The organism is Desulfovermiculus halophilus DSM 18834, from assembly GCF_000620765.1.
Classification (GTDB): Bacteria; Desulfobacterota; Desulfovibrionia; order Desulfovibrionales; family Desulfothermaceae; genus Desulfovermiculus; species Desulfovermiculus halophilus.
In genome coordinates this window covers 105,979-119,734 of the sequence record NZ_JIAK01000004.1, presented here as the reverse complement: position 1 = coordinate 119,734, position 13,756 = coordinate 105,979, and the positions used below count along the sequence as shown (strand labels likewise).

Sequence of the window (13,756 nt, the reverse complement as noted above, 5' to 3'; positions counted from 1 at the left end):
CCCAAACAGAGATGGGCCCGTCCTGAACGGGAGATGAAGGAAGCATGACCATGAGATTTGGACGCAACGACCCCTGTCCCTGCGGCAGCGGACTGAAGTACAAGAAGTGCTGTCTGGGCAAGGAGGGGAGCCAGCCCGGCATGGACAAGGACGCCTATTACAAAAAGTACAAGATACGTCTCAAGGAGCCCGATGATATCGAGGGCATCCGACGGGCCGGAGACCTGGTGGTTGCCACCCTGGACCAGGTGGAGAGGCATATCCAGCCCGGAATATCCACCGAGTTCCTCAATACCCTGGTCCACGACTACACCCTCAGACACGGGGCGACCCCTGCACCCCTGAACTACAACGGGTTTCCCAAAAGCGTGTGCATTTCGGTGAACGAGGTCATCTGCCACGGGATTCCCGGGGAGCGTGTGCTGCAGGAAGGGGATATTGTGAATGTGGATGTTACGTCCATCCTGGGCGGATACTACGCGGATGCGAACAAGACCTTCTGTGTCGGCCGGGTCGGCCCGGAAGCGGACAAGATCGTCCGTGTCGCCCGCCGGGCCCTGAGCAAGGGGCTGGAGCAAGTCTTTCCGGGAAACAGAGTCGGAGACATCGGGTGGGCGATCCAGGAATGGGCCGAGGGGCAGGACTGCTCGGTGGTCAGGGAAATGGTCGGCCACGGGGTGGGATTTCAGTTTCACGAGCCCCCGCAGATTCCTCATTTCGGCCGCAAGGGGCAGGGGATCCCTCTGGTCCCGGGCATGGTGTTCACCGTGGAGCCGATGATCAACCTTGGGCGCCGGGAGCTGCGCATCCTGGACGACAACTGGACGGCAGTGACCAAGGACGGGTCCCTGTCAGCCCAGTTCGAACAGACCATTGTGGTGACCACTACCGGGTACGAGAGCCTGACCCCGTACCCGCTCTAAATGCATTTCTTGGGGGATGCTGTTTTGCGGCCCGGCCCCCGACTGCCCTGGAGACAGCCGCAGGGCCCTGTCAACACGCAAAAGGCTGGAGCCAGGGTGTTGGCGGGGCCCTAGTCGTAGTCCACAGCGCTGAAGCGCATGAGCTTGTTCCAGGTATGGGCGGATTCAATGCGCCGCACGGTGCCTGTCCGGCCGCGCAAGACCAGGGAGGATGTCGTGGCCCCTGCCCCACTGTAGCTCACCCCGGGGAGGAATGTCCCGCCGGAGATGCCGGTGGCGGCGAAGAAGACATCGTCGGCCCGGATGAGGTCGCTTCCGGTGAATATCCGGTCGAAGTCCGCCCCCTGGGCCACAAGGGCCTCTTTCTCATCATTTTTCTGCGGGTCCAGGCGGCAGAGCATCTCGCCGCCCATGGCCTTGATGGCGCAGGCTGAGAGCACCCCCTCCGGGGTTCCCCCGGTGCCCATAAGCACATCCACGTCCGAGGTGGGATCCACGGCCATTAAGGCCCCGGCCACGTCGCCGTCGGTATGCAGCTGGATCCTGGCTCCGGCCCGGCGTATCTCCTCGATCAGCCCGGCATGCCTCGGCTTGTCCAAGACAAAGACCATGAGGTCGTCGATGTCCTTCTCCAGGCACCGGGCAATCGAGCGGAGATTCTCTTCCACCGAGGCCGTGAGATCGACCTGGCCCTTGGCCGCTGCCGGCACCACCAGCTTTTGCATGTAGTAGCTCTGACCGGGGGTAAACATGCTGCCCCCAGGGGCCAGGCCCACAACCGAGATAGCGTTCGGCCGGCCGTAGGCCAAAAGATTCGTTCCCTCCACCGGGTCCACGGCAACATCCACCTGCGGACCCTGGCCGGTTCCAACCTCTTCTCCATTGTACAGCATCGGGGCTTTGTCCTTCTCTCCCTCCCCGATGACGATGGTTCCCTGGATATCCAGGCCGCTGAAGGACAACCGCATGGCGTCTACAGCAGCTTGGTCTCCATTCTTTTTGTCCCCGCGGCCCAACCAGCGGGCAGAAGCCAGGGCGGCGGCCTCAGTGACCCGGACCAGGTCCAAGGCCAGGTTGCGTTGGGGAATTTCAGCATTCATAGCGAACGACTCCTCCCTGATGTGCATTCATCTCTTCGGCGAAGGGGCAGGCAGCTGCACTGTTCATGCACCGAGAGCTTGAGGACGCAGCGATCACCCCTGCCCGGCAACGGAGTCGATCAGCTCGACCCGCTTCTGGTGCCGCCCCTGCTCGAACCCGGTACGGACAAAGACATCCAGAATGGCCAGGGCCACATCGTCGCCCACGACCCTGGCCCCAAGGCACAGGATGTTCGCATTATTGTGCATCCGGGCCATCCGGGCCATGTATTCATTGGTGCACAGCGCGGCCCGGATGGATGAGAACCGGTTGGCGGTCATGGACATCCCGAGTCCGGTCCCGCAGATCAAAAGGCCGAGCTGGCCCTTTGTTTGCACCGTGCGGCAGACCTCGGCCGCAAAGACCGGATAATCACAGCTGGCTTCCGAGGTGGTTCCCAGATCGGTACAGGTCCATCCCTGGTTGTGCAGATGACGGATGCAGAGGTGCTTCAGGCCCAAGCCCGCATGATCGGAGCCGCAGTACATGGTGGTAATGTTCATGGGGGTCCCTTCAGGAGGCGGGTTCGGCATGCTGGTCCTCGGCCTGTTCCAGGCCCCACTTCCGGCAGCGCTTGACGATCAGGTCCTGGCGCAGGTCAGAGAGTTCCTGGCGCAGGAAGCTGAGCTCCTTGTCCAGAAAAGCAATCTGTTTCCGGCAGAGTTCAGCCTCTTCCGCATCCTTGGCTTCCGAGGCCGAAAGCCGGCCCAGCTTCTGGTACTCCCGGCCCAGTCTTTTTTCCAGCTGCCTGATTTCCACAGAGCGCAGAAAACGGACCACAGACCAGCGAAGCTCGCTCCAGATAAGCTTCAAGGTCAAGGGGATCGCTTCCAGGGTGGAGACAGTGTGCCGCTTGGTGGCGTTGACGATCTGTTCTGTCATACTCGGTCCTCCAGACAGATGATGGTTATTCCCCCAGGGGCACACGGGGCGTGCCTTCGGGCAGGGGGAGGGACAGGGCGTTTTCGGGCCATGGAAAGGACCGGAAACGCAGTTCTTTGATCCGGAGCAGGGCTGTATGCGTATCAGTCTTCAGGCGATAGGAGTGGGCGGTGGCAGGGCGGCCGTTGATCTGCTCATAGTCGTCGACCTGCAGGGTCCAGGGATAGGGCCGTTGGCCGCTCATGGATATGATTCGGCCCTGGCGGTCCACGCGCATGGACTGGACCGGGCCGGAAGCTGCAAAGCCAAAGGTGGTCCCTCCATCGGCCCCGGCTTCGGCCTGAGCGTAGGACGGGGGAAGGGCGGCCGCCGCCTGGCCGGTGAGGATGAGTGCCAGGTCCTGCAGGCCCAAGGGACAGGCAAAGGCCAGGGCCTTAAGTGCCTGCCTGGAGCTTCGGGCCGTGTAGGCCGTTTCCCGGCGGGGATAGTAAGCCAGAACCTCGTCCTCGGCGATCCGGAGCATAGATACTGTGATTCCCAGTCCGGCCTTGAGGTCCATGCGCAGGGGGAGCCCGGGGCTGCCCCAGAGCTCAAGCGTGCTGCGCTGACCGGTCTTTGGCCCGGAGTAGTTGAGGCTGGCCTTGAGCCAGAAGGGAGCCTTTTCCCTGGAGGCGTGCATATCCTTGAACCTGCTCCAGACCTGTTCAGGGTCGGGGGCAGGCAGGGGTATCCGGGGGCCGGGTCCGGCGGCGCAGGCCTGGAGAAAGGCGGCCAGGAGCACAAGGCCGAGGGCACGCCACTTCAGTCTACTGTGTTTCCGGATCATTGTGCTTGTCCACAGCCTGCAGCTTGTTGCGCAGGCGCTGGGGATGCTCAGGGTTGAGGGCAAGGGCTTTGCGGTATCCCCTGCGCGCCTGCTTGAGTTCGTGCACGGCCCGGGCGATATCTGCGTAATGCTCCCAAATGACCGGGTCATCGGCTACCAGGGCCACAGCGTTCTGGATGCTCTCCCAAGCCTTTTCGTTCTGGCCAACTGTGTACTGGTACCAGGCCAGGGAGTCAAGATAGTACCCGTTTTCCGAATCCAGGGCCAAGGCCTTCTCGATCAGGATCCTGGCCCGATCCAGGCTTTGCCCCTGCTCGACCAGGGTGTAGCCCAGGAAGTTCAAGGCCTGGGCGTGTTCCGGATCCTGGCTGATGATGGCCTCCATGTGGGCCATGGCCTTGGGGATCTCGTCCAGTTCATAGTCGACCACTCCGAGCTGGAAAAGAAGCTCGGGATCATCCGGAATTGCCCGCAGCCCGCGAACCAGGGTCTCCCTGGCCTGCGTCAGCTGGTTCTGCTCCCGGAGGATTCGCGCGTGCAGGGAGTAAAAGACCGCCAGGTCCGGATACTCTTTTTGGCCCTGTTTTGTAAGCTCCAGGGCGGCCTGGGTGGAGCCCTGCTCCCAGAGGAGCTGAGCGCGAAGGGCCAGAGCCCGGGGATAGATGTCCGAGGCTGCGGGGATGTTGCCCAGGAAATGCAGGGCCTGGTCCGGGGCGTTGTCCAGCTCCAGGGCCAGGACGGCCTTATACAGCAGTCCCCGGGGTGAGCTCCCGGCTTCCGGAGGGGCTTGCTCCAGCACCGAGGCTGCTTGGCTGTAGAAGCCGTTGTGCACGAACAGTCCTACCCCGGGCAGGAGGGTCTGGCCGGAACGGCTGCGGTTCAGAAGCAGATTCACGGCCTGGTTCGGGTCATTGAGCTTGAGGTGTATCTCCACCAGCCGCAGCAGGATCTTGGAGCTGTCTTCCCCCAGGTCCAGAAGTGTGGTGTAGGCCTGTTGTGCAGCCACCAAATCCCGGCTGAGCTCGTATTGATAGCCGAGCTCGGCCCAGGCCTTGCGAAATGAGGGATTCAGCTCCGTGGCCCGTTCCAGGTGGGTGATGGTCTGCTCCCGGTTGTCCAGGCTTTCGTGGGCCTGGGCCAGGAGGTAGTGCATATTGGCCGTCCGGGCCTGGTCCGGAATGCTGTGCAGGACGTCCAGGGCCCTGGAGGGTTGGCCCTGCTGCAGGAGGTAGTTGGCCAGGTGGGAGCGAAGGGACCAGTCCTTGGGATGCTCTTGCAAAAGGCGCTCAACCAGATCAGCGGCTTGGGAGTCGCTGTCCTGGGTCCACAGGGTACGGATAAGGGCCAGGGTCAGCCCGGGGTGATCCGGTGTCCGGCGGAGTCCTTCTCTGGCCGTTTCCGCTGCCTGGGCGTAATCCTTGCGCCTCCACAGGTAGCGGATCTTTTCCAGGTAGAGCTCGGGGGCCGGATCCAGCTCAATGGCCGTATTCAATGCCTGGAGGGCCTGGGATCCGCTTTGCTGCAGATAGCGCAGATAGGCGTGGGTGGCCCGGGCCTGCTTGGACAGGGACGGAGCGGGGGCCACAGGTGACCGGGACGGGGAGGTGCCGGAGGCAGAGCAGCCGGAGAGGCCCGCTCCCAGACCAATCAGAAGACATGCAAGCAGGATGGGGGGGTAAAGAAAGCGCATAGGCGTTAGGTGCACAGCTTTTTCATCCGGCGGTACAGGTGGTGGCCGATGTGCAGTCCGCAGGAGATGAATTCCGGGCCGTAGATCTTTCCGGTCTGGGTCCGGAAGGTTTCGGTTATGGACTGGATGAACTCCAGCCCCTGGGGGAAGCGTTCGACGACCTGGGTCAGGGGCCAGTCCTCGTAGTCGCATATTTCCCACAGGGTGGTCACAAAATTGTCCGGTCCCCACCGGAACTTGTCCCCATCGTACAGGGCGCTGTTCATAAGGTCTGCGGCCGGATCGGCTGCAGGCTCGTACCGGGTGAAGGCCTCGTGATTGGCGATGGCCGCGGCGATCATATCCTTGTCCTGAGCGGAGAGGGGGTAGTCCTGCAGGATGGTCCGGCTCAGCTCTGCACCCTGGCGGGCGTGCTCCTGCTCCAGCCGGCAGGTGTCGTGGAGCAGACCGGCGATTTGGGTCAAGATCACAAGATGTCTGCTGAAGGTAATATCCCAGGCCGCTGTCTCGGCCAGGATCAGGGCTCCGGCTTCTACGGCCACCGTCTTGCTGTGCTCTATGCCATGTCCGTAGGCATCGTTGAGCAAAGGGATGGCGTCTTCCCGGCACCTCTGGATCAAAGGATGATCGAAAAAGAGCTCCCGGGAATGGGCCAGCTCGGGGGCGAAGTGATCGTAGAACCGGGGAAGATTCTGACTTTTCAGTTCCTTGGCTTCCAGTTTGAGGTTGTGCAGAGAGTTATTCATGGCTGATCCAGTCTGGTGAAAAATCTTCAATAGATTCAGAAAGATGTCCTCGGAGCTTCTGCAGCAGGCGGGCCTCGATCTGACGGACCCGTTCCCGGGTGATCCCGTACTCGTCCCCGATTTCCCGCAAGGTGATCGGGTTCTGGGCCAGAAGACGCTCGTTGAGGATGCGCTTTTCCTTATCGTTCAGCTTGGGGATCAGGGTCTTGATGTGGGTCCGCAGGTGATCGGATATCTCTTCCTGGGCCAGGCGGTCCTCAATGCTGGCTTCCAGGGCCGGGAGGAGGTCCATGCGCGTGGTGCTGGTGTCCTCGCTGAAGGGACTGTCCAGGGACAGATCGCTCTGGCCCATGCGCATGGACATCTCTTCCACGTCTTCCTTGCTCACATCCAGGCTTTTGGATAAGGTTTCGGAATTGGGGTCAAAGCCCAGGTTTTCCAGCCGCTGGCGCTCTTTGCCCAGGTTGTAGAACAGCTTGCGCTGGGATTGGGTGGTCCCGATCTTGACCATCCGCCAGTTGTCCATGATAAACTTAAGGATATAGGCCTTGATCCAGAACGCGGCATAATAGGAGAACTTGATCCCCCGGTCCGGATTGAACTTCTGCACGGCCTTCATCAGGCCGATATTGCCTTCTTGAATCAGCTCCAGGACGTTCTTCATCCATTTGCGCTGGAATTCCATGGCGATTTTGACCACCAGGCGCAGGTGGGAGGTGATCAGCCGGAAGGCGGCCTGATGGTCGTTGTCCTCGTGAAACCGTCGGGCCAGCTCGAACTCTTCATTGGCCTCCAGGGGGGGGAAGGCATTGATCTCCCGCAGATACATCTGCAGAGCGTCCTGGGTGCGCAGTTCCCGGCCCGGACTGGGCACCGGCAGGTTCAGCGGCGCCGGGTCCTTGTCCTGAGTCGATGCCTGCTCTTCAGTGTCGGCCAGGCTTTCTGCGTCCTCCGCGCTCAGTTCCTGTTCGTTCAGGTCCAGGTCCAGGTCCTGATTCTCTTGATCCTGGGACTGTTCCTCGCTGTTATGGGCGGTATGTGTCTTTTCTGTCATGGCGGTATACCCCGTCTTAATGGGACAAGGTTTGCTCCCATAGGGTAGGATTTTTATTTGTCATTTTCAATGATTTTCAGTATGGGATTTCCTTTTTCACCTGCAAGCCGTCCCCATGGGTGTGACATATGCATTCTTTGTTCTTGCGCAAGGCAAATATCCAAGATGTTCAAGGGATCCACAGGCTGTTGATGACCTTTTCCCGGCAAGGGCTCCTTCTGCCCCGTTCCTACAGCGAACTGTACAAGCACCTGCGCGACTTTTTTGTCCTGGACAGCGACAACGGGATTCAAGGATGCTGCGCGTTAACCATCACCTGGGAGAACCTGGCTGAAATCCGGTCCCTGATTGTCAGCGACGCATTCCAGGGGCAGGGCTGGGGACGGCGGCTGGTGGATGCCAGTCTGAGTGAAGCCCTGACTCTTGGGGTGTATAGGATTTTTACATTGACCTACCAGACGGAATTCTTTTATAAAATGGGATTTGAAGTGGTGGAGAAAGATGTTTTGCCCCAGAAGATCTGGGCGGACTGCTTGAACTGCCCGAAGTTTCCCGACTGCTGCGACGAGGTGGCCATGCTGGTGGATCTGTAAATGCTGCCTCCGGCTGTGCCTTGGGTACAGCCCGGGGCTGAAGGTGTCTGCAAGGGGAGAAAATGCCTTCCGATTCCATGCACTGTCTTTTCGATTCCCGGACCATTGCGGCCAGGGTCAGCGAGCTGGGGGCAGCCATTGATCACGCCTATTCCCGGGCCCAGGCCCCTTTGGTGGCCGTCTGTGTCCTGAAGGGAGCCTTTGTCTTTTTCGCCGATCTGATCCGCCAGATGCAGACCCCGCTGGAGTTGGACTTTGTCCGCCTGGCCAGCTACGGTCAGCAGACCACCCGGCAGGAGAAGGTGCATTTCAGCAAGGACATAGAGGTGTCCGTCCAGGGCAAGCATGTGCTCATTGTCGAGGATATTGTGGATACCGGACATACCCTGGCCTACCTGAAGCAGGTCTTCCAGGCCAGGAGGCCGTCAAGCATAGCTGTCTGCTCCCTGATCCACAAGACCGGGCGGAGGGAAATCGACCTGCCGGTTGATTTTTACGGGTTTGCTCTGGATAAGGGGTTTGTGGTTGGATACGGGCTGGACTGCGCTGAGGCGTATCGGCAGCTGGACGCCATCTACGAGCTGACTGAACCCGCATCCGCACCCCGCGGCTGAGCATCCCGGCTGTGCCGGCCCCATTCTCCACCAAACCGTGCCACGGGAGAGTTATGATCATCGCCTGCCCCCAATGCCGTACAAAATACCGCGTCTCGGACGAGAAAGTCAAACCCGAGGGAAGCGGGGTCCGGTGTACCAGATGCGGTCATGTCTTTACCGCCTATCCGGAGGACGACATTTCAGCCGAGACTTCGGCTGAAAGGGGACCATATGGTGAAGGCCCGGGTCCTGGAAACAACGGCGGGGAGTCGATGCTCCCCGGGCGCGGCTCCGGTCCGTCCCGGCCGGGGAAACGCAGGACCGCGGTCCTTCTGCTTGTGATCCTGGCCCTTCTTGCGGCCCTGGCGGTGTATGTCTTCTGGCCCTCGCTGCAGACCATGGGGCCGTCCGGAGGGGCTCAGAAACAGGACGGGATGGCCCTGAATCACAAGGCTGAAGAATCGGCTGATGCCGAGGATATTGCCCTTCGCGACGTTCGGCAGTATATGGTGGAAAACGAGCACATGGGCCGCATTCTGGTCGTTGAAGGGCGGGCGGAGAATACCTCGGATCAGGCCAGGCAGAAGGTGCAGATTTCTGCTTCCCTGTTCGACCGGGATGGACACAAGATCCAGGAGAAAGTGTTTCTGGGCGGGAATACCGCCTCGGTGTACGAACTGCAGACCTTGAGCCGGGAAGAGCTGGAGGCGGCTTTGTCCGCCCCGGCCGGGGTCCTGGCCAACAACTCTCATCTCCCGCCACAGCAGAAGGTCGACTTTATGACCTTCTTTGCCGACTATCCGGACCACGTCGCTGAGTTCAGCCTGAAGGTCATCCAGGCCAGGGTCGCAGAAAAGCCAAGTCCACAGGCCGAATAACGGCCCAGGCGCTCAAGTCGGCTTTGGGACCTGGACTTGATGATCCCTATCCGCGGCAAGGCCGCTGGCTGTGGTTTGTATGAAGCACAAAAGACATTTCGAATGCCGTGAATGTGGAGCCAGGACCGCTCAGTGGCAGGGGCAGTGCCCCACGTGCGGTCAATGGGGGACCATCGCCGAGATCAGCCAGGAGGCCAAGAGCGCTTCTGAGGCGGCTCCGGCCGGCCGGCCGGCAAGCCTGGACCAGGTGTCCATCCAGGGCCGGGAATGGATATCAACCGGTTCCGCCGCTGTGGACGCCTTTCTGGGCCAGGGGCTGATGCAGGGCTCCGTCCTGCTCATGGGCGGAGCCCCGGGGGTGGGCAAGTCGACCTTTCTTCTCCAGCTCATGGGCTCCCTGGAGCAGCAAGGATGCCGTCCGGTGTATATTTCCGGGGAGGAGTCCCTGCCCCAGCTCAAACAGCGGGCTGACCGGCTGGGGCTGCAGGGCCGGGGAATCCTGGCCCTGAGCTCGACCCGCCTGGCCGATGTCCTGGCCTGTCTGAGCCAGGACCGCGCTCCGGAAGTGATCATTGTCGACTCGATACAGACCATGACCAGCGAGGAGTGTGAAGGCGGAGCAGGCAGCGTGTCCCAGGTGCGCACCGTAGCCGCGGCCCTGATCGAAGCGGCCAAGACCAGAGGGATCTGCGTCATCCTGGTCGGGCACATTACCAAGGATGGACAGATCGCTGGGCCGAAGCTGCTGGAGCATATGGTGGACAGCGTGCTGGCCATGGAGGGGGACGGGAACAATGATTTCCGTATCCTGCGGGTGGTCAAGAACCGGTATGGGCCCACCAGCAACATCCTGGTCCTGAAGATGGTGCACAAGGGGCTGCAGATTGTGCACGATCCGTCCACCTTTTTTCTTCGGGCCAGGGATGCGTCCCTGTCCGGCAGTGCCCTGGTCATGGCCCTGGAAGGGCAGCGGGCCCTGGCGGTGGAGGTCCAGGCCCTGGTGACCGAGAGCTTTGGCCCAATGCCCAAGCGGACCTCGGTGGGGTTTGACTCCAACCGTCTGAATCTGCTCCTGGCCATTGTGGAGAAGCGCCTGCAGCTTCGACTGGGGGCAATGGATGTCTATGCCAAGATCGGCGGCGGATTGAAGATGGAGGAGCCGGGGCTGGACCTGGGGCTGGTGGCCGCCGTGCTCTCCTCGTATTACGACCGGCCCCTGCCGGAAGGGGCGGTGTTCTGGGGAGAAGTGGACTTAAGCGGTCAGATCCGGCCAATTGCCGGGCACGACCTGCGGCGCAGACAGGCGGCATCCCTGGGATACCATCCCGTGGTCTGCCCGGCAGGCGGTGACCGCTCCTCCCAGGCCTCGTCGCCGGGGCGAACAACCCTGCCCATAGCCAACATCCGGGATATGACCCGCCTCTTTTCCCCCTAGCTTCTCCCGGCCCAGAGCAGGCGCCGCCGGCCGGAAAGAGGCGGTGGACCCGCGCTATCCCGGCTGGCGGGCTCGGGCCCTTATCCCTGGAGAAAGGGAGGGACCGGGCGCATGAGGCTCAAGACTTCGCTGTAGCTCAGATCGTTGAGCCGAAAGTCCGGGGCCTCGGAGTTGAGCCCGGAATAGTACTGCATGAGGATCATATACCTGCGGACCAGCTCAGGGATCAGGAAGTGGGTGCGCACATGCTCCCTGGCCTGCTCGCCCATGCCCTGGGCCTCCTCAGGATGGGTCAGCAGATAGTCCAGGCGCTGGACAATGGATTCCACATCCAGGGGATCGACCAGAAACCCGGTCTGGCCGTGGGCGATCTGGGTGGCTATCCCCCCGACCTTGGAGCCGATGACCGGAGCTCCCTGCCACATTGCTTCCGTAACCACCAGGCCGAAGCCCTCCTTGGTAGAGACGTGGACAAAGACCCGGGCCAGGTGCATCAGGGCGCCGACAACCTCGTCATTGTCATCCACATTGACCCAGAAGATGATGTCCGGGTCACCATCGGCCTGCTCCTGAAGCTTCTCCAGCATGGCTCCGCCCTCCGGGTCGTCGGAGGCGGTGTTGCCGACAAAAATCAGGTAGGGGGCCGGATCGGGCTTGACCCGGCGTTTGTATTCCTGAAAGGCTGAAATGATTGTGGACTGGTTTTTGTGGATGTCGTAGCGGGAGATGGCCGCCACGATCGGCCGCTCCGGGTCCACGCCGTGGGCGGAAAACAGGCTGTCCAGGGTGCTCAGGGCTTCCTGATCCGACCTGTGGCGGTTTTTGGGGGCCAGGGGATTGATGCAGGGATAAATCTGGTACAGGGGGATCTGCAGGCCCGGGCCGATGAACTCCGGAATAGTGAAGATGGCTCCGGCGCAATGGTTGATGTAGGGCAGCAGGAAGCGCCAGACGATTTCGCTCGGGGCTGAGGTGTCGATGTGACAGCGCCAGAGGATGTTGCCGAAGATCAGGCCGTTCATGACCATGGCCGCGGGCTGGGGGTCGTGAATAACCACCAGGTCGGAGGCAATGAAGGTGTTCTTGGCGTTCTCGTCAATGGTGTTCAGGTAGGCCTGGAAGATCTCCTCCAGTCCGATGGGCAGCTCCATGCCCTGGAGCATGTTGTGAAACTTTTTGGTGACCTGAAAGAAATTGTCATTGCCCCGGATCACGTGCCAATGGGCATTGATCCCCAGGCCCAGGGCCAGGGGAACGGCGCTGGACAGGATCTCGGCCACACCGCCGCCGATCAGGGTGGAGTTGACGTTGGTCCACCCTTTGCCCTCCAGTGGCGCTGCGGTCTGCTTCAGGGCCTCGACCCGGGCATCGCCGATATAGGGAGCAAACTCTTCCGGCTTGTAGATATGCTCGGGGTGAAAGGTCTCCAAAGTCGTGACGTGGGTGGGGCCTGTGTTTTGCTGCATGGGTGAACTCCGCTTCATCCTTGGGTTCAAAAGGAATGTGCAGTGGGAGTCCCTCTGGGGGGACCGGCACGCATGACGGCTGAGAAATCAAGCCTATACGCAGCATATCCCATGAGATTGAGCAAAGCAAGCAGATAGGGATCTGATTGCTTCGGGGGAAGGAAAAAGAGGCTGTCCGGAGCAAGAGGGGATCTGTACCCATCGAGGTACAGCCCGATCTCCAAGCCGTCGGGGGAGACCCAGGACAGATGCAGGCTTTTGGGGACCAGGGTCTCTCCGGCAGAGCGGGGGCGGTTGGGTGCTGTGCCCTCCCCGCCGGCACCCAGGCTTTGATGCATGGACACAAGCTCGGTTCTGGACAGGGAGGGGGTAAGCAGGTGCTCCCTGGGCGGGATATGCAGGGCATTTTCGGGGGAGCCGGCGGCCTTCTCCGGGGGCAGGATGGTGATGTCCTGTCCCTGCAGATAGCCGAGGAGCAAAGACGGGATATGCCCCAGGCTGGCAGGAGAGGGGGCATAGACCGTAAACCTGGGTTTGGCCCTGCCGTGCACCCCAAGGATGGTCGGGGCCTTGATTTCAATCCTGGGCCCCTGAGGCAGACTGATGATCAGCGGGCTCTTTTCTGACCAGGCCACAAAACCGGACCGGCAGGTCTGTTCCAGGGCTGAGAACACGTTTGCCGGGGACCAGTCGGATGGCACCGGACATACCCAAAGCCCGGCCGAGGACAGGGCCCGGGCTTTGGCTGCGTCCATGCCCGATCCGGGGTCGAGCAGGACCGATGCGCCCCAGGGCGCGGTGACCAGGGGGGTGGAGCCCAGATGGACCCGGACCCATTGCCCCCGGCCGTAAGGGTAAATGACCTCTCCCTCCCGGGAGATGCTGAAGTCCATGCGCGAGAGGCGGGTAATCACCAGCTCCCGGTTGGAGATCCCCGGGGCCGGGGAATCAGGCGGGGAGGAGCCAGGATGCCGGGTTGCGGCAGTCTGCTCCGGACCGCCGGTGGACTGGGGGGCTTTTGTCTGGTGCAGGGGGCGGGGGAGATAGACGGTCTGTCCGGGGGAAAGCAGGCCTTCGTCGGCCTGGGGGTTCATGGCCCGAAAGAGCCGGGCGTATCGTTTCTGCGCAGCCGGGGTTTGAGCCGGGAGCCGGTCTTGGAGCAGAGACGAGGCCGATCTTGGGGTTTGGACGGTATACGGCACGCTTCTGATCGGAGCTGTCCCGGACTTCGGACTGTGACCATCCCGGCCGCTCTCGGTGCGTGCCTTCAGGGACCGGGGGAGATAGAGGCGGGTTCCGGGCTGAAGGACATCCGGGTCTGCAAGGTGGGGGTTCAAGGCGATGACCCTGCGGGCCCAGGTACCCAGCCTGTCTTCCGGTATCTGCAGGGAGCGGAGGATGGAGTACAGGTACTCCCCCTTGCGTACGGTATGCACGAAGCACTCCGGGGGGGGGGACCGTCCCGGAGTGCTCTTTGGTGAAGACCAGGTGGGGCTGGGCTGAATACGCGGCAAAATTCAGACTGAC

The 13,756-nt window shown here is 61.6% G+C and carries 14 protein-coding genes; 5 read left to right on the top strand and 9 right to left on the bottom strand.

Going from position 1 to position 13,756, the window contains the following annotated elements:
• Nucleotides 1-44 precede the first annotated feature (44 nt).
• Nucleotides 45-923: a type I methionyl aminopeptidase gene (gene map, locus N902_RS0100600; RefSeq protein WP_027369341.1), complete on the top strand. Its 879-nt coding sequence runs from the start codon at nucleotides 45-47 to the stop codon at nucleotides 921-923.
• A 110-nt stretch (nucleotides 924-1,033) separates the two neighbouring features.
• Here map and glpX read toward each other — a convergent pair whose 3' ends face one another.
• The 7 genes from glpX to N902_RS0100565 form a co-directional block, all read right to left on the bottom strand.
• On the bottom strand, nucleotides 1,034-2,023 hold the full coding sequence (gene glpX / locus N902_RS0100595) for a class II fructose-bisphosphatase (protein ID WP_027369340.1): 990 nt from the start codon (nucleotides 2,021-2,023) through the stop codon (nucleotides 1,034-1,036).
• Between the two features lie 93 nt (nucleotides 2,024-2,116).
• Complete coding sequence (gene rpiB, locus N902_RS0100590; protein ID WP_027369339.1) at nucleotides 2,117-2,566, bottom strand: ribose 5-phosphate isomerase B; 450 nt, start codon at nucleotides 2,564-2,566, stop codon at nucleotides 2,117-2,119.
• A gap of 10 nt (nucleotides 2,567-2,576) precedes the next feature.
• Nucleotides 2,577-2,945 (bottom strand): hypothetical protein, encoded by a 369-nt coding sequence (locus N902_RS15750; protein WP_027369338.1) that lies wholly within the window; start codon nucleotides 2,943-2,945, stop codon nucleotides 2,577-2,579.
• Nucleotides 2,946-2,970: 25 nt separating this feature from the next.
• Nucleotides 2,971-3,771 (bottom strand): hypothetical protein, encoded by an 801-nt coding sequence (locus N902_RS0100580; RefSeq protein WP_027369337.1) that lies wholly within the window; start codon nucleotides 3,769-3,771, stop codon nucleotides 2,971-2,973.
• Entirely contained in the window at nucleotides 3,752-5,461 is a 1,710-nt protein-coding gene (locus N902_RS0100575; protein ID WP_027369336.1) for a tetratricopeptide repeat protein, read from the bottom strand. Before N902_RS0100575 ends, N902_RS0100580 begins: the two co-directional genes overlap by 20 nt.
• Before the next feature lie 5 nt (nucleotides 5,462-5,466).
• Complete coding sequence (locus tag N902_RS0100570) at nucleotides 5,467-6,207, bottom strand: HD domain-containing protein (RefSeq protein ID WP_027369335.1); 741 nt, start codon at nucleotides 6,205-6,207, stop codon at nucleotides 5,467-5,469.
• The gene (locus N902_RS0100565; protein ID WP_051564051.1) at nucleotides 6,200-7,261 is read right to left on the bottom strand and encodes a sigma-70 family RNA polymerase sigma factor; all 1,062 of its coding nucleotides are present in this window, start codon (nucleotides 7,259-7,261) and stop codon (nucleotides 6,200-6,202) included. Before N902_RS0100565 ends, N902_RS0100570 begins: the two co-directional genes overlap by 8 nt.
• A 128-nt stretch (nucleotides 7,262-7,389) precedes the next feature.
• On the opposite strand from N902_RS0100565, the gene N902_RS0100560 reads away from it, so the two are divergent.
• The 4 genes from N902_RS0100560 to radA all read left to right on the top strand — a co-directional run bounded on the left by N902_RS0100560 (nucleotide 7,390) and on the right by radA (nucleotide 10,763).
• Nucleotides 7,390-7,854: an N-acetyltransferase gene (locus N902_RS0100560; RefSeq protein ID WP_027369333.1), complete on the top strand. Its 465-nt coding sequence runs from the start codon at nucleotides 7,390-7,392 to the stop codon at nucleotides 7,852-7,854.
• Nucleotides 7,855-7,916: 62 nt separating this feature from the next.
• Nucleotides 7,917-8,468 carry a hypoxanthine phosphoribosyltransferase gene (gene hpt / locus N902_RS0100555; RefSeq protein WP_034621100.1) on the top strand — a complete coding sequence of 184 codons (552 nt, stop codon included), beginning with the start codon at nucleotides 7,917-7,919 and terminating at the stop codon, nucleotides 8,466-8,468.
• A gap of 53 nt (nucleotides 8,469-8,521) precedes the next feature.
• Nucleotides 8,522-9,328 (top strand): DUF3426 domain-containing protein, encoded by an 807-nt coding sequence (locus N902_RS0100550; RefSeq protein ID WP_027369331.1) that lies wholly within the window; start codon nucleotides 8,522-8,524, stop codon nucleotides 9,326-9,328.
• 79 nt (nucleotides 9,329-9,407) lie between these two features.
• On the top strand, nucleotides 9,408-10,763 hold the full coding sequence (radA, locus tag N902_RS0100545) for a DNA repair protein RadA (RefSeq protein ID WP_027369330.1): 1,356 nt from the start codon (nucleotides 9,408-9,410) through the stop codon (nucleotides 10,761-10,763).
• 80 nt (nucleotides 10,764-10,843) lie between these two features.
• On the opposite strand, the gene N902_RS15745 is transcribed toward radA, so the two are convergent.
• Together N902_RS15745 and N902_RS0100535 are read right to left on the bottom strand one after the other, a co-directional pair.
• Nucleotides 10,844-12,229 carry a glycosyltransferase gene (locus tag N902_RS15745; protein ID WP_051564050.1) on the bottom strand — a complete coding sequence of 462 codons (1,386 nt, stop codon included), beginning with the start codon at nucleotides 12,227-12,229 and terminating at the stop codon, nucleotides 10,844-10,846.
• 26 nt (nucleotides 12,230-12,255) lie between these two features.
• Nucleotides 12,256-13,665: a LysM peptidoglycan-binding domain-containing protein gene (locus tag N902_RS0100535; RefSeq protein ID WP_027369329.1), complete on the bottom strand. Its 1,410-nt coding sequence runs from the start codon at nucleotides 13,663-13,665 to the stop codon at nucleotides 12,256-12,258.
• Nucleotides 13,666-13,756 lie beyond the last annotated feature (91 nt).

What these genes read in the sequence shown, in the direction of transcription:
- N902_RS0100580 (WP_027369337.1), bottom strand. Translation starts at nt 3,771, where the DNA reads ATGATCCGGAAACACAGTAGACTGAAGTGGCGTGCCCTCGGCCTTGTG.
- hpt (WP_034621100.1), top strand. Translation starts at nt 7,917, where the DNA reads ATGCCTTCCGATTCCATGCACTGTCTTTTCGATTCCCGGACCATTGCG.
- N902_RS0100560 (WP_027369333.1), top strand. Translation starts at nt 7,390, where the DNA reads ATGCATTCTTTGTTCTTGCGCAAGGCAAATATCCAAGATGTTCAAGGG.
- N902_RS0100565 (WP_051564051.1), bottom strand. Translation starts at nt 7,261, where the DNA reads ATGACAGAAAAGACACATACCGCCCATAACAGCGAGGAACAGTCCCAG.
- N902_RS0100550 (WP_027369331.1), top strand. Translation starts at nt 8,522, where the DNA reads ATGATCATCGCCTGCCCCCAATGCCGTACAAAATACCGCGTCTCGGAC.
- N902_RS15750 (WP_027369338.1), bottom strand. Translation starts at nt 2,945, where the DNA reads ATGACAGAACAGATCGTCAACGCCACCAAGCGGCACACTGTCTCCACC.
- rpiB (WP_027369339.1), bottom strand. Translation starts at nt 2,566, where the DNA reads ATGAACATTACCACCATGTACTGCGGCTCCGATCATGCGGGCTTGGGC.
- glpX (WP_027369340.1), bottom strand. Translation starts at nt 2,023, where the DNA reads ATGAATGCTGAAATTCCCCAACGCAACCTGGCCTTGGACCTGGTCCGG.
- radA (WP_027369330.1), top strand. Translation starts at nt 9,408, where the DNA reads ATGAAGCACAAAAGACATTTCGAATGCCGTGAATGTGGAGCCAGGACC.
- map (WP_027369341.1), top strand. Translation starts at nt 45, where the DNA reads ATGACCATGAGATTTGGACGCAACGACCCCTGTCCCTGCGGCAGCGGA.
- N902_RS15745 (WP_051564050.1), bottom strand. Translation starts at nt 12,229, where the DNA reads ATGCAGCAAAACACAGGCCCCACCCACGTCACGACTTTGGAGACCTTT.
- N902_RS0100570 (WP_027369335.1), bottom strand. Translation starts at nt 6,207, where the DNA reads ATGAATAACTCTCTGCACAACCTCAAACTGGAAGCCAAGGAACTGAAA.
- N902_RS0100575 (WP_027369336.1), bottom strand. Translation starts at nt 5,461, where the DNA reads ATGCGCTTTCTTTACCCCCCCATCCTGCTTGCATGTCTTCTGATTGGT.